We start from the raw sequence: 14,887 nt of genomic DNA on the forward strand, positions 1-14,887 counted from the left end.
AAAACACCTGAAAGGACACGAAGAATGAAACTTGAACACGACGCCTGGATCATTGTCGCCGATGGCGCAAAATACTTGGTACTGCGAAATAACGGCGACACGCAATTCCTGGATCTGCGCGTCATCGCCAAGGAAGACATTGATAATCCGGCTGCACGCGAGCTTGCATCTGACAGACCGGGACGGATGCCCGATGATGGCCATGGGCTGAGCGCCCTGCAAGAAACAGATTGGCACGAGGTTGAAAAGCAGCGCCTGTGCGCAGAGTTGGGGACAAAGCTTGTGTCTTGGGCCGCGCAGGACCGGTTCCGGAAACTGGTTGTAGTCGCAGACCCGAAAACGCTTGGCGGGCTTCGCAATGCGTATGGCGACAAATTGCAGAACAAACTGGTTGCGGAAATCGACAAGGACCTCACGAATATGCCGGTCAAGCAGATCGAAGCGGTGCTTGACCAGCACTAGATATTGTCAATCCGGTACACCTGTTGAGTGCAAAATCAACAAGAGTTGATGCAATGAGCGACCCTTTCGACGAGAGTTGAGACGGCGGCAACGTAGGTGAAATCAGCTGTGCCGGTGATCGAGCGCACATAGGCGCCCTAGAAGCTCGGCAACCCAGCCGGAGCGTCGAGGTCAAGGCGGGCGCATGATCCTTCAATTGACCCAGACCCGTCACTAACGATATTTTCCGCACTTGCGGTCCCGGCCGGCTCCAATACAGTCCTAAACTCAAGTCCATCAGAATTTGTCGACAGGTATCTTCAGATACGAATGCCCGTCGCTTTCCGCGTCTGGCAACTGACCAGCCCGAAGGTTGATCTGCAGGGCCGCCAGCATTCTTTCCGGCAGCGCCAGCTTGGCATCACGCGTTTCTCGGGCCTTGATATACTCCGATTTACTGGTGCCGTCTTTCACATGCTTGTTGTGCGCCTTGTGGTCGGCCACACTTGCTTCCCATGCAGGTTCATCCCGGCCTTCGGCACCGTAGTCATGACCCACGAACAGGCGCGTTTTTTCAGGCAAATTCAGGATCGTCTGGATCGTGGTCCAAAGCTCGTCTGCCGATCCGCCGGGAAAATCGCAGCGACTGGTGCCAGAGTCGGGCATCATAAGAGTGTCGTGCACAAAAGCCGCGTCGCCGCAGATATAGGTTACCGAACCAAGCGTGTGACCCGGCGACAGCATCACGCGCAGGTCAAGCTCACCCACCGCGAACGTCTCGCCATCCTCAAACAGACGGTCGAAATCACCCTGCGGATCGAACGCATCGGGCATGTTGTAGATCTTGCGCCACAGATCGGCGATTTCGCGCACCTTGGCGCCGATCGCATTGGGAACATTCAGGCGTTTCTTCAGATGATTTGAGGCCATCAGGTGGTCGGCATGGGGATGGGTATCAAGAATACAGCTGATGTTCAGCCCGTTTTCCTCGGCCAGGGCAACGACCTGATCCATACTGCCTGTGTCGGTCGCAAAGGAAACCGGATCAAAGTTCCAGACCACATCAATCAGTGCTGCGGCCTTTGTCGTTGGACACGCACAGATATACTGGATCGATCCGGTGTCGGGTTCGTAGATGCCCCAGACATCGGGGCTGCCCTTGCCGGTGGACGGGGAATGGCGAACAACGGGTTCGTTCAGATTGGTCATTCAAAAAATGCTCCTTGGCTGGATGTACAAAAATATGGGGCGCGCGGTCCTTAAGGCAGGTTCTACGGCGTTGATCTGGTGCAACGTGCCAGATTCGATATGGATGCCGGGGACATCGTCCCTCAGGCCACGCCCGTTGTGCCGAACCATGCCCCGATGGCAAGCGTGCCCATGATGAAAACTGTCAGTATGACCAACAGTGGCCAGATAAAAACGATCCAACGGTCATAGCCCACACGCCCGATGCTTAGCCCGCCGATCACAACCGCAAAGGTCGGGTTGATCAGGTTCACAAGGCCGTTGGCGGACTGATACGCAGTGACCACCAGATCGCGCCCGACGCCGGCAAAATCAGCCAGCGGCGCAAGGATCGGCATCTACAGCACGGCCAGGCCAGACGAGGATGGCACAAAGAAACTCATGCCGACCTCGATCCCGAACATTGTCGAGATGAAGGCGATGCCTGGCAGATCGCCCAGCGTCTGGGCCGATGCATTTAGGATCGTATCCGCGATCAGGCCCTGTTCCATGACCACGACAATGCCGCGGGCAAGCCCGATAACCAGCGCCACCCCCAGAAGATCGCGCGCGCCATCGACAAATGCGCCTGTCAGACGTTTTTCACCCAACCGGCCGATCAGCCCAATCCCGATGGCCGCCCCCAGAAACAACGCGCCCATGCGTGCCATCCACCAGCCCTGCGAGGAAACGCCCCAGATCATCGCCACAAATGTTGCGGTAAAGACCAAAAGGATGATTTTCTGAGTACCGCTCAGCGTATCGTCGGTATTTTCTTCACCGCTGTCTTTCAGGAAATGCTGCTCGTGCGCCTGCCATTGATGGGACACAACGGACCGGTCGCGATCTTCTTTTACGCGACTGGCATAGCGCATCACATAGGCTACGCAGATCGCCAGCCCGCCTATAAGTATTACGAACCGCAATATGATGCCTTCGGTAAAGGGGATCGACGCTGCATCCGATGCAATGATCGTGGCAAACGGGTTTATGGTCGAGCCCAGAACGCCGATACCGGCACCGATCAGAATAATGGCAACGCCCGTCACCGCGTCAAACCCGGCCCGCAGCACCACCGGCAGCAGGATGGCATAAAAGGCCAGCGTTTCTTCGGCCATGCCATAGGTCGTGCCGCCTGCCGCAAAAAGCGTCATCAGGATGGGCACCATCCAGATCTCGCGCCCCTCCATCGCGCGCATCGCCGAACGGATGCCGGTGTTGATAGACCCCGTGGCGTTCACGACCCCCAGAAACCCGCCCAGAAGCAACACGAAAAGGGCCACGTCGATGGCATTGGCGGCGTAACTGTCGGGATCATAAAAACCGCCAATCGGGGCCAGCAACACATCAATCGGGCCTTGTGGATTGGCCTCGACTGTCTGGTATGTGCCGGGCACTGCAACCTCGCGGCCAACCTCTTCGTTCATTTCCCGGTTATACTGGCCAGCAGGTATAATCCATGTCAGGGCGGCCACGAAAATGATCAACAAGAACAATATGGTATAGGCGGTGGGAAACCAGGATTGCAGATCCGGGTCTTGGTCTGCCTCTTCAGTGACAGTATCGCTCATCTTGTTTCCTTTCGGCGGCCGGACAACTGGCCTTTGCGTCCGGCCAAGTGTTTGCCTCTGGCCCTGCTGCCGCATTAATCTGCGTTAATCCTTCACTCGGCAGGTCACTTTGGGCGGCAGTTAACTTCGATCAATGCCCTTATGACTGGCGCCACTATTCTGATCCGCAATAACCCGGATCAAGGATCAGCATGGCATCGTCCGAACCCAATATTGGCCATATCGTTGCAATCGAAGGCGGTATTGCAGACGTGCGCTTTGAAGCCGGGTTGCCGTCGATCGCCACACGTCTTGTCACGCTGACCGATCCGGAAATCTCGATCGAGGTCGCCAGCCTGCCGACAGCCGAAATCGCGCGGGGTCTGGTTCTGAACCCGTCGCCAGACCTGCGTCTGGGCCTTGCTGTACGCGATACCGGACGCCCCATTGACGTGCCGGTTGGCGATGCGGTTCTGGGCCGGATGTTCAATGTGTTCGGCGACACGATAGACGGCAAGGACCCTTTAAGAGATGTGCATCGCCGGCCGATCCTGCACGATCCGGTCCCGCTGTCGGAACGCCGCGTCGAAGGTGCTATCTTTGAAACCGGGATCAAGGCCATTGATCTGCTCAGCCCCTTGGAACGTGGCGGCAAGGCCGGGCTTTTCGGCGGTGCCGGTGTCGGCAAGACGGTTCTGATCACCGAAATGATCCACAACATGGTGGCGGAATATGACGGAGTAAGCCTGTTTTGCGGGATCGGCGAACGATGCCGTGAAGCCGAAGAGCTATACCGCGAGATGGGCGAGGCAGGTGTTCTGGAAAACACCGTGATGGTGTTCGGCCAAATGAACGAAAGCCCCGGTGTCCGGTTCCGCGTGGGGCACGCCGCATTGACGATGGCGGAATATTTTCGCGATGATTTGCGGCGCAATGTGCTGGTTCTGATCGACAACATTTTCCGCTTTGTGCAGGCCGGATCAGAGGTTTCGGGATTGTTGGGCCGTATTCCCAGCCGTGTGGGTTATCAGCCGACGCTTGGCACCGAACTTGCCGATCTGGAAGAGCGTATCTGCTCGACCGACCGCGGCGCCATGACCTCGATTCAGGCGGTTTATGTACCGGCCGATGATTTCACCGATCCTGCGGCAACGCACACCTTCTCGCATCTGTCTGCCTCGATCGTGCTGTCGCGCAAAAAGGCATCAGAAGGGCTTTATCCGGCCATTGACCCGCTGCAATCCTTTTCAAAGATGCTGACCCCCGGCACTGTCAGCGAACAGCACTACCGTGTGGCCCGCGGCGTGCGCAACACGCTGGCCGAATATGAAGACCTCAAAGACATCATAGCGATGCTGGGTCTGGAAGAGCTTTCGCAGAAAGACCGCGCCACCGTCCGTCAGGCGCGCCAGATCGAACGTTTTCTAAGCCAGCCTTTCTTTTCGGCCGAAGCGATGACCGGCAATGCCGGCAGGTTCGTCTCGCTTCAGCAGACACTTGATAGCTGTGAACGCATTCTGGCCGGTGAGTTCGAAAACCGGGACGAAGGCGATTTCTACATGATCGGTTCGGTTGACGACCTTGATACGCCGGAGAGCGAAGATGCGGCTTAGGGTGATCACGCCAAAAGAGGTTTGCGTGGATCGCAAGGTCACTCGTCTGGTGGCCGAGGCGCCTGACGGGTTCTTCGGAATACGGCCCCATCATATCGGCTTTGTGACGCAACTGGTCCCCGGCGTTCTGGTCTTTGAACCCGAAGAAGGTGGCATCGACCGTTTCGTCGCAATCAATTCCGGCACATTGGTGAAATGCGGTGAAGACGTGAACGTTGCGGTCCGCGGTGCCATCGAAGGAACCGATCTGGCCCGTCTGCGAGAGCGCGTTGAAACCGAATTCCGCCAGCAAGAGGAAGACGAGCGCGAAGCCCGCTCGGCGCTTACGCGGCTGGAAGCGACCATGATCCGCCGGTTTCGCGATCTGGAAAAGGTGGACCGATGACAAAGGAAGAACCCAACGAGACTGAAATCATCTCGTACAAGGCAAGGCGCATGGCAAAGGCCCGCAAGCACCGCAAGCAAAGTGCGTGGTACGGATTTGGTATGTTCGGCCTTGTCGGCTGGTCCGTGGCCGTACCGGTGATCGCCGGCATCGCCCTCGGCCTCTGGATCGACAGGCGCTGGCCGGGCGAAACCTCCTGGACACTGGCACTGCTTCTGGCCGGTGCGGCGCTCGGCAGTCTGAATGCCTGGTACTGGGTACAACGGGAGGGACGAAATGACAGGTGATATTGGCACCATACTGGCATCTGTTCTGGCCGGGGCTGTGATTGGGGGCATATATCTTGGCCTTCTGCGGCTTGCGGTACACGCGCTTACGCATCGGCAAAGCGCGCTGATCTTCGTCGCACTTGGCATTGTCCGCGCGGCGCTTGTCATCGGTGCAATTGCGATGGCCTTAAGCTTCGACGTTCCTTTGATGGGCATCCTTGCCGCGCTTGCAGGCTTCACGGCCGTTCGGTTTGTTCTGGCGCGCGCGGCCAATCCAATTGCCGGAGCAATCCCATGGAAATAAGCCCCGACAGCTGGATATTGTACGAATGGAACGGATGGAAACTGAACGCGACCGTTGCATTCACCTGGGTTGTCATGGCGCTTTTGGTTGTCGGGTCGCGGGCGATTACCGCGCGCCTCAGCGTCAAAGAAACCGTATCGCGCTGGCAGCTCATGCTAGAAGTCATCGTGAGCTCGATCCGCGACCAGATTGACGAAATCGGCGCTGAAAATCCGGGGCGCTACCTGCCCTTTGTCGGTACGCTTTTTCTGTTCATCGCCACCGCCAACATTCTTAGCATCGTGCCCGGATACCAGCCGCCCACTGGTTCACTTTCAACCACCGCCGCACTTGCCATTTGCGTTCTGATTGCGGTGCCGCTGTTCACAATCTCGCGGCGCGGATTGCGGGCGTATCTCAAGACCTACGTACAGCCCAGCCCGTTCATGCTACCGTTCAATCTCGTCAGCGAGGTTTCCCGCACGATAGCCCTGGCGGTGCGGCTTTACGGGAATGTGATGAGCGGGACAGTGATCGTGGGCATCCTGATCAGTGTCGCGCCGTTCTTTTTCCCTGTGGTCATGCAGCTTCTCGGGCTGCTGACCGGTCTGATTCAGGCCTACATCTTTGCCATTCTGGCGATGGTCTACATCGCCTCTGCCAGCAGGTCGGGCCGCGCGGTTTCAGCAGATGACGACACTCAAAACGACACCTCCCAGACTGGAAAAGGAGACTGAACATGGATCCCTCAACGCTGATCGCCGCCGTTTCGATCGTGACCGCAGGTCTGACCATCGCCATCGGGTCCATTGGTCCCGCGTTCGCCGAAGGGCGGGCAGCGGCACAAGCGCTTCAGGCACTGGCGCAACAGCCCGATGCGTCCGACACGATCACCCGGACACTTTTCGTCAGTCTGGCGATGATTGAATCGACTGCCATCTATTGCTTTGTCGTTTCGATGATCCTGATTTTTGCCAACCCGTTCACGGACATGGTGCAACAGGCCGCCGGGGGATAAGACCGTGCAGATCGACTGGATCACCGTAGCTGCGCAGATCGCCAACTTTCTTGTTCTGGTGTGGCTGTTGCAGCGGTTTCTTTACAAGCCCATCACACAGGCCATGACGCGGCGGGAAAAGGAAATCGAAGACCGGCTGGCCGAGGCCAAGGATGCCAGACAGGCGGCAGAGGAGGAGGCCGAAACGCTGCGCGCCAGGCAGGCGGAACTGGACAGCGAAAAAGACCAGATACTGGAAGATGCCAGACAAGAGGCTCAGGCGCTTCGCAAACGTCTGGAAGCCGACCTGCGAGAGGACATGGAAGGCCGCCGCGAAACCTGGCGCAGCCATCTTGAGGAAGAGCGCGAAAGCTTTGCCAAGACGCTGCGCCGCCGCGCCGGCCAACAGGTGATCGCCATCACCGGGCACATGGTGCAGGAATACGCCCGATCCGATCTGACGACAGAGATTGCCAGCGGGTTCGTGGCGCGTCTGGAAGACATGGAAGAGGAAAAACGCGAAAAACTTGCCGATGCGGCGGCGCGTTCGGACGATGCAGCCCGCATCGAAAGCAGCGTTGCGCTGAAACCGGGTGCGCGCAGACAGATCTCCCGCGCCTTACACAAGGCGCTGAACACCGATATCGACGTCCATTACGAACGAAACGAAGATCTTGTGATGGGTGTCCGGCTGATCATCGGCGAACAGACATTGGAATGGTCGGCCGCCCGCTACCTCAAACGGCTTGAGGGCGTACTGGATGAGGTAATAGACAGCGCCGGTCCCGCGCAGCGCCATGCAACAGACAAATCGGGCAAATAACCATGGGATTGCTGGATACCTTATCCGAAACGCTGTTCGATCCGCTGGAGCGGGCACGCGAGCAAGTTGAAACCCGTTTGGAAATGGCCGAAATCGCGCATGTCCTGTCTGTGGGGAACGGCGTCGCCCAGATTGCCGGGTTTACCGACCTCTACGCTAATGAACTGGTGTCCTTTCCCCATGGCATTGTGGGCATTGCATCAAACCTGCGCCAAGACCGCATCGGCGTCATCGTGCTGGGCGATACCGACAGGCTGCGCCCCGGCAACGCGCTGCGCCGGACAGGCCGCGTTGTGGACGTACCTGTAGGCGCAGAACTGTTGGGGCGTGTCGTGGATGGATTGGGCCAGCCGATTGACGCAAAAGGGCCGATTGATACCAAAGACCGCCTGCCGGTCGAACGCCCTGCCCCGCCGATCATGCATCGTGCTCCTGTCGTCGTGCCGCTTCAGACCGGGATCAAGGCCATCGATGCGGCCATTCCCATCGGACGCGGACAACGCGAACTGATCCTGGGCGACCGGCAAACCGGAAAGACGGCTGTTGCTGTCGATGCGATCCTCAATCAGCACGACACGGGCGTCGTGTCGATTTACTGCGCCATCGGTCAGCGCGCCTCGGCCGTGGCCCGCGTGATCGCGGATCTGCGCAAGGGCGATGCGATGGACCGTACAATCGTCGTTGTCGCGGGCGGGGATGATGCGCCGGGCCTGCAATTTGTGGCGCCCTATGCCGCGACAACAATGGCCGAATACTTCATGGCGCAGGGGCGCGATGTTCTGATCGTCTATGATGATCTGACACGCCATGCGCGCGCCTATCGCGAATTGTCGCTGCTGTTGCGCCGCCCGCCGGGCCGCGAGGCTTATCCCGGTGACATCTTTTACATTCATTCCCGGTTGCTTGAACGCGCGACGCACCTGCGCGATGAACATGGAGGCGGTTCGCTGACAGCCCTTCCAGTGGTGGAAACGCAGGCCCAGAACATATCGGCCTATATTCCGACCAACCTTATCTCGATCACCGATGGTCAGGTTTATCTTTCGCCTGACCTGTTCGAAAAAGGGCAACTGCCGGCCATCGACATCGGGACATCGGTCAGCCGGGTGGGTGGCAAGGTGCAATTGCCCGCCTTCCGCGCTGTCGCGGGGAACCTGCGGCTGATGTATGCGCAGTTCGAGGAACTGGAAAGTTTCGCGCGCTTTGGCACCCAGTTGGACGATGAAACGCAGGACAAGCTGACCCGCGGCAAGCAGGTGCGCGAAGTGCTGAAGCAACGCGAACATCAGCATCTGGCGGTGCCCGAACAGATCGCCGTGCTGCTGGCCGCAACGGAAGGCTTGTTTGACGCAATCCCCGTGGATGACATTCCGGACGCGGAAAAGACCGTGCAGGATGCAATCCGAAAGGCCCATCCGGATCTGTGCGAAAAGATGGAAGATGGCGAGGATTTCAGCCAGGACGACCGTGACGCGTTGATCGAAACCATGCGCAAGGCGTTGGACCCCAAGAAGAACGAGACCGCAGATGGAAACGCTTGAAAGCCTGTCTGACGCGCTGAACACCACGAAAGACATCCAGTCGATCGTGCGGACGATGAAGTCGCTTTCAGCGGTCAGCATCCGGCAGTACGAGCGCGCAGAAGACGCTTTGGCCGATTATGAGCGCACGATAGATCTGGGGTTTGCGGCTGTTCTTGAGGAAACGCGCGCCCTGAGTATTGCGCCGCACCGCAATCGCACCAGAGATACAGACCGCGAGGCCCTGATCGTGATCGGTTCGGACCGAGGGCTTTGCGGGCGCTACAACGAAGTCGTCAGCCGCTTTGCCGCAAACCATTTATCCGGCACAGAACCGATGCTGGGCGTTCTGGGTGTGCGGGCGGCGGCGCGGCTTGATGCGGCGGGGTATGCGGCAGACACCCTGTTCACGGTGCCGGGTTCAATCGACGGTTTCAACAGCGTCGTTCAGTCCGTGATCATCACGATTGACCGATGGATCACACAGCATGGCGTGTCACGTGTGAGGGTTGCCCACAACCGGCGGCGAGGGGCCAACACTGCGCAGCCGTTGATGCGCCAGCTTCTTCCGATACCAGAGGAAGGCCTTGAAAACGCGGCGAAAACCACTTGGCCCGTGCGCGGACTTCCTGTGTTCAGTATGGAGCGGGATGCGTTGCTGTCCTGGTTGATCCGTGAACGGCTTTTTCTGGTGCTGTACCGCGCCCTGGCAGAAGCGCTGGTCAGTGAACACGCCACGCGTCTTGCCACCATGCAAAACGCCGAACGAAACATCGAAGAGCGGCGCGAAGACCTTACGGGCGCGTTCCGTCAAAAGCGGCAAGAAAGCATCACCCGCGAACTGATGGATGTGATTGCCGGCTACGAGGCGGCAGGCCCGGACGATTGATTAAGCTTCACTGGTGGTTTGATCCGGCCGCTTGCGATGGGCCTGTTTGATTGGCGGCGGCGACAATGCAAAGCAACGCCGCCGATGCGCGCCGTTCGGCTGTGGTATCGGCCCGGCTTGTCAGTGCAATCGGCACAGCAGCCCCCATCACGATCCCTGCCGCTTCGGCCTCGGCCAGGTAATCCAGATTCTTGGCCAGAATATTACCCGACACCAGGTCCGGCACAATCAGCACATCAGCATGTCCGGCAACCTTTGATCTGATGCCCTTGATGGCTACGGCGCGCGGCGACACGGCCAGATCCATCGCCAACGGCCCGTCAATGTCTGCCCCCGTGATCGTTCCGCGATCCGCCATCTTGCAGATCGCTGCGGCCAGTATCGTGGACTCGATTTCTTCATCGATGTTTTCCGTCGCAGACAAAAGCGCCACCTTTGGCCGATTGATCCCAAGCGCGTGGGTCAGGGTGATGGCGTTGCACACGATATCGCGCAGACATTTCAGATCGGGGCGTACGTTCAATGCAGCGTCCGAAATAAACAGCAACCGGTCAAAATCCGGCACATCCATAGCGAACACATGGCTCATCCTGCGGTCTGTGCGCATGGCTTTTTCCGTGACAATGGCGTGCATCAACGCCTTGGTGTGCAACGCGCCTTTCATCAGGCCGCGCACTTTGCCGGAAACTGCCATTTCCACCGCCTTTTGCGCAGCCTCCTCCGGACTCGAAGCCGAAACAATTTCAAGCGCGCCAAGCGACATGCCTTCCTTGTCCGCGACGGCTTTGATCCGATCTTCGGGGCCCACAAGTACCGGCGCGATCAGGTCTGCCCGCCAGCTTTCCAGTGCGCCTTGAAGGCTGGGCGCATCGACTGGCCACACAACCGCAACGGGCACATTTTCAAGGGTTCTGGCCATATCTTCCAGACGCGAAAACCGATCAGGCCGGTGCCTGTGGGCCTTCTCATCTTTCTGTTCCAACTCGTGCAAGGCCTTGGCTTCGTCTTCTTCAAGAGGCATGAATTTCACCTTCCTTCAAAACCTTATTTTGGCTTCGTTGATGGATCAGCCAATACAGCGCGCACCCGGCGTTGCCGCCTAAAAAGGCGTTTCGCGTCACTTCTGAAAGACATAGGAACCCGGTGCGTCATCATTGGCCTTGAAACGGCCCGAACGTGCACCCAGACGGGGCGGCTCTGTCTCGCCGGTGGAATGTTTGTCCAACCATCCGACAAGTTCGGGCCACCAGGATCCTTGCTGTTCCTCTGCCGCCGCCTCCCATGCATCAGGCGCCTGATACGGGTCATCCCTGCCGGTTGTCGAAATACGGTAATTACGCCCCGCATGCCCCGGTTCACTGATGATGCCCGCGTTATGCCCGCCGCTTGTCAGCACAAAGGTAATATCGGTGTCTGCCAGAAGGTGCAGTTTGTACACAGACCGCCAGGGCGCAACATGATCCGAAGTTGTGGAAACGCAAAACAGCGGTATGTCGATATCGCTGATCGCAACGGGACTACCCCCGATCTGGTATTGCCCCTCGGCCAGTTCGTTGTTCATGAAAATATGGCGCAGATATTCGCTGTGCATCTTGTAAGGCATACGGGTGGCATCGGCGTTCCACGCCATCAGATCGAACATCTCCTGCCGACGGCCCATCAGGTATTCGTGCACGTAGCGCGACCAGATAAGATCGACCGAGCGCAACAGCTGGAAGGCCCCCGCCATCTGCTTGGTATCCAGATAACCCTGATCCCACATCATGTTTTCCAGAAACGATACCTCGCTTTCGCTGATGAACAGTTGCAGTTCATCGGGTTCTTCAAAATCCGTCTGCGTGGCGAGTGAGGTGAACGTCGCAAGCCGGTCATCGCCGTCACGGGCCATCTGCGCGGCCTTTGCCGACATCAGGGTTCCGCCCAGACAATAGCCCAGCGCGTGTATTTTCTGGTCAGGCACGATTGCCCTGACTGCATCCATCGCATCATCGACGGCCTTCAGGTAATCGGCCATCCCCATATCGCGGTCTTCCGCCGTGGGGTTGCGCCAGGAGGCGATGAAAACCGTATATCCCTGCTCTACAAGATAGCGCACCAAGGAGTTTTCGGGGCTGAGATCAAGAATATAATATTTCATGATCCAGGCCGGGATGATCAGGAGCGGTTCGGCTTTTACCTTTTTCGTCGCGGGTGCGTATTGGATCAGTTCCAGCAGGCGATTGCGAAATACCACCTTGCCGGGCGTCACCGCCACATCCCTGCCCGGCAGATAGTTTTCCGTCCCGACCGGCAGCTTGCCGGAAACGGCGCGTTCCCAATCCTCTACAAAATTCTGCCAGCCATGCAGCAGATTGGCACCGCCCTGGCGCACAGTCTCTGCCGCGACTTCAGGGTTTGTTGCGATAAAGTTTGACGGGGACATCAGATCAAGCATCTGTCGCGTGACGAATGATACAACCTGTTCCTCGCGGTCCGACACCCCGTCGATATCGCGGGCGGCGTTGTACCACCACTGCTGGGTCAGCAGGAAATTCTGGTAGATCAGGTTATAGGGCCAGCGCTGCCAGCTTTCATCCTTGAAGCGTTTATCGTGGGCCAGCGGTTCGATACAGGGATCACAGCCGGGATTGCGCGCGGCAGTTCCGGCATAGACAGCCAACCGGGCCGCTTTGCGTACCGCTTTTTCGATCAGTTGCGCCTGCTTGCCTGGCGCGCCCATCAGGTGGACACCCCAGGTGAAGAATGTTGACGCCAGCCCATAGGGCGACACGCCCAGCGTGAACCTTGCCAGATGCGCGTCGGTTGCCCTGTCTATGCTTTTCGTGCTGTAGCGGTCCGGGGTCTCGAACGGAGCAGAACGCTCGAATTCCGGCGGCTCCGCATCCAGCCCGGCACGATCCTCTCCGTTGGGGGCGCCTTGCTGCTCTGAGGTATCATCCTTTGAGTGGGCGGGCGGTATAGATGTTGCATCCGTTTCGGTTTCGGTTCCTGTCTGCTCCATAATGGTCCTTTTCTCTTTGCCCGTCGGACAGACCCGCGCCGCCAATCCATCCGTTTGCCGCTATTCGCGGCCAGTAGTGCGATCCGTGATATTCAGCGTTCTCTTTCACCGGTTTGCGGCTTGGGTTTCTTGATAATCAGTTCGGTTTGCATTTGGCGCACCTGGTTTGCTGCTTTGCAGCCTCCAGTGCGGTGTCTTTCGCTTGATCGGGCGTGACATCAAGTAGGCGGCAGGCCACGCGAGCAGTAGCCGCGCGAGCGCTGCGCCCAAGACCGACTGCCAAGTATAAAGACCGATGACCAACACTGTGATCACCGACCCGCCCATCAGGACAAACGCCGCCAACAGGGTCAAAATGATACTCAGGCGATCCATGAAACCCTCCTTTTCGCATCAGTGTCTTCAAGCACGAAACTTTTCGCATACGGCAGATGCGGGCATTAACGCACGTTAAGAAATGCTACTTTCATCCCTGCGCGAATGGGACGGTGTGCAGTTTTCGCAGCGCTACACCACAGCGATCAATCCCACAGCCGCTTACAAGTGTTCGCGACACCTTGGCCTTTTCCCGCAAGACGGAGCATTGATTGTCCACTGTCACAGGTTTCGGAAAGCGCGAGCCGGCTCGCAATATGCGACACGGATCGTCGGTAATTCTATATCAGCCGGTGCGAAGCCGGTTAGACTGGCGGTCAGATCGCAATGGGCGAAGCGAGGGTATGACCGGATATGTTGGACGAAGCGATTGCGCGAACCAAGGTGTTGCAAGACCGGATGCAAGAACTGGGCATTTCCCATGCGGTCTTCACCTCTGAAAGTTCCATAGCCTATCTTGCAGGGTTCTGGGGTTATCTGGGCATTGAATTCGGCCGCCCGACCATGCTGGTTGTTCCCGCCGATGACCTTCCCACTGTGATCACGCCACTTATGGAAAGTGAAATGGTTGCAGAAATGACCTGGGTCGATGACGTGCGCACCTGGGAGGACGCAGGTCATCGAAGCTGGAGTCGCGCCTTGTCCGAGGTCTTGCCCGAAACCCCGCGTGAAATCTGGATCGAGCGATCGGACATTCCGGCAATCGTGCGCAACTATGTCGACGAACGCTATCCTTCTGCTGTGCTCAAGGATATCGGGCCGGTTCTGGGCGCGCAGCGGATGATTAAATCACCACTGGAAATCTCTGTGATGAAACAGGCAGGAGAGGTTGCCGCCGCGATGATGGCTGCGGCGCACGGATCGCTCGCAATCGGGGCGCGCGAATACGAAAGTGCTCTGGCGGTTATTGAAGCAGGCACCCGGCGCGCGGCGGGTTTCCTGTCTGCGAAAGGCTGGGAACGGTTCGTCTCTCCGATGATCCATAATCTGCAAATCCTGCAAAGCGGCAGGGACGCGTCTATGGTCCATCGGCGCGCATCGGTCAAAACATATGAACGCTATGATCCGGTCTATTTCTGTTTCTGCAACATGGCGCAGTTCAAGCAATACAAGCTAGGATTTGACCGGATGTTCCACATCGTCGACGTGACGGACGAAGCGGCACAAGTACAGCAGGCCGCAATAGATGCGCAGCAAGCCGCCATTGCCACGATACGACCGGGTGTTGCGGCCCGGGACGTGGCGGCAGCGGCCAACGCGGTTTATGCCGAACGCGGATACCAGACAGGGTACCGCACTGGCCGGTCTATCGGCATCGCCTATCTTGAGGCCCCCGAACTCAAGGCCGGAGATACCACAGTTCTGCAACCCGGAATGACCTTTGCGGTGGATGGCGGAATTTCGATTGACGGGGTGACGGCCGGACGGATCGGTGACAGCATCGTGGTGACAGAAGACGGCTGTGAATACCTGACCGACTATCCCCGACAGTTGCTTGTGACAGAATGCTGAGT

Annotated in this window: 14 protein-coding genes and 1 pseudogene; 11 read left to right on the forward strand and 4 right to left on the reverse strand. The window is 58.1% G+C overall.

The annotated features are described in order from the left end of the window. The first annotated feature begins 24 nt into the window (after window positions 1-24). Entirely contained in the window at window positions 25-462 is a 438-nt protein-coding gene (locus tag OLX72_RS03135; protein WP_114868937.1) for a host attachment protein, read from the forward strand. 276 nt (window positions 463-738) lie between these two features. Here the strand turns inward: OLX72_RS03135 and OLX72_RS03140 are convergent, their stop codons facing one another. After that, a complete protein-coding gene (locus OLX72_RS03140; protein WP_114868936.1) occupies window positions 739-1,650 on the reverse strand; it encodes an MBL fold metallo-hydrolase in 912 nt (303 codons plus the stop codon). Between the two features lie 122 nt (window positions 1,651-1,772). Continuing rightward, window positions 1,773-3,314, reverse strand: a pseudogene (locus OLX72_RS03145) (YfcC family protein). Window positions 3,315-3,430: 116 nt separating this feature from the next. On the opposite strand from OLX72_RS03145, the gene atpD reads away from it, so the two are divergent. Genes atpD through OLX72_RS03190 form a run of 9 tightly spaced genes read left to right on the forward strand, consistent with a single transcriptional unit; the run spans window position 3,431 to window position 9,997 of the window. Beyond that, window positions 3,431-4,831: a F0F1 ATP synthase subunit beta gene (gene atpD / locus OLX72_RS03150; RefSeq protein WP_114868935.1), complete on the forward strand. Its 1,401-nt coding sequence runs from the start codon at window positions 3,431-3,433 to the stop codon at window positions 4,829-4,831. After that, window positions 4,821-5,216, forward strand: coding sequence for a F0F1 ATP synthase subunit epsilon (locus OLX72_RS03155; RefSeq protein WP_114868934.1), 396 nt, complete (start codon window positions 4,821-4,823; stop codon window positions 5,214-5,216). Before atpD ends, OLX72_RS03155 begins: the two co-directional genes overlap by 11 nt. Beyond that, the gene (locus OLX72_RS03160; protein WP_114868933.1) at window positions 5,213-5,503 is read left to right on the forward strand and encodes an AtpZ/AtpI family protein; all 291 of its coding nucleotides are present in this window, start codon (window positions 5,213-5,215) and stop codon (window positions 5,501-5,503) included. Before OLX72_RS03155 ends, OLX72_RS03160 begins: the two co-directional genes overlap by 4 nt. Further along, the gene (locus OLX72_RS03165; RefSeq protein ID WP_162797890.1) at window positions 5,493-5,789 is read left to right on the forward strand and encodes an N-ATPase subunit AtpR; all 297 of its coding nucleotides are present in this window, start codon (window positions 5,493-5,495) and stop codon (window positions 5,787-5,789) included. The genes OLX72_RS03160 and OLX72_RS03165 overlap by 11 nt, the downstream gene beginning before the upstream one ends. Next, the gene (locus OLX72_RS03170) at window positions 5,780-6,505 is read left to right on the forward strand and encodes a F0F1 ATP synthase subunit A (protein WP_114868931.1); all 726 of its coding nucleotides are present in this window, start codon (window positions 5,780-5,782) and stop codon (window positions 6,503-6,505) included. Before OLX72_RS03165 ends, OLX72_RS03170 begins: the two co-directional genes overlap by 10 nt. Before the next feature lie 2 nt (window positions 6,506-6,507). Beyond that, on the forward strand, window positions 6,508-6,786 hold the full coding sequence (locus tag OLX72_RS03175) for a F0F1 ATP synthase subunit C (protein ID WP_114868930.1): 279 nt from the start codon (window positions 6,508-6,510) through the stop codon (window positions 6,784-6,786). Window positions 6,787-6,790: 4 nt separating this feature from the next. Next, window positions 6,791-7,588 (forward strand): F0F1 ATP synthase subunit delta, encoded by a 798-nt coding sequence (locus OLX72_RS03180; protein ID WP_162797889.1) that lies wholly within the window; start codon window positions 6,791-6,793, stop codon window positions 7,586-7,588. Window positions 7,589-7,590: 2 nt separating this feature from the next. Then, window positions 7,591-9,129, forward strand: a complete 1,539-nt coding sequence (locus OLX72_RS03185) for an alternate F1F0 ATPase, F1 subunit alpha (RefSeq protein ID WP_114868928.1) — start codon at window positions 7,591-7,593, stop codon at window positions 9,127-9,129. Continuing rightward, a complete protein-coding gene (locus OLX72_RS03190; RefSeq protein ID WP_114868927.1) occupies window positions 9,116-9,997 on the forward strand; it encodes a F0F1 ATP synthase subunit gamma in 882 nt (293 codons plus the stop codon). Before OLX72_RS03185 ends, OLX72_RS03190 begins: the two co-directional genes overlap by 14 nt. A gap of 7 nt (window positions 9,998-10,004) precedes the next feature. Here OLX72_RS03190 and OLX72_RS03195 read toward each other — a convergent pair whose 3' ends face one another. Continuing rightward, a complete protein-coding gene (locus tag OLX72_RS03195; protein ID WP_114868926.1) occupies window positions 10,005-11,018 on the reverse strand; it encodes a bifunctional enoyl-CoA hydratase/phosphate acetyltransferase in 1,014 nt (337 codons plus the stop codon). Window positions 11,019-11,114: 96 nt separating this feature from the next. Continuing rightward, window positions 11,115-12,998, reverse strand: a complete 1,884-nt coding sequence (locus OLX72_RS03200) for a PHA/PHB synthase family protein (protein ID WP_433989810.1) — start codon at window positions 12,996-12,998, stop codon at window positions 11,115-11,117. A 729-nt stretch (window positions 12,999-13,727) separates the two neighbouring features. On the opposite strand from OLX72_RS03200, the gene OLX72_RS03205 reads away from it, so the two are divergent. Continuing rightward, a complete protein-coding gene (locus OLX72_RS03205; protein WP_433989811.1) occupies window positions 13,728-14,885 on the forward strand; it encodes a M24 family metallopeptidase in 1,158 nt (385 codons plus the stop codon). The last annotated feature ends 2 nt before the right edge of the window (window positions 14,886-14,887 follow it).

The organism is Sulfitobacter sp. TBRI5 (assembly GCF_051013555.1).
Taxonomy (GTDB): Bacteria; Pseudomonadota; Alphaproteobacteria; order Rhodobacterales; family Rhodobacteraceae; genus JL08.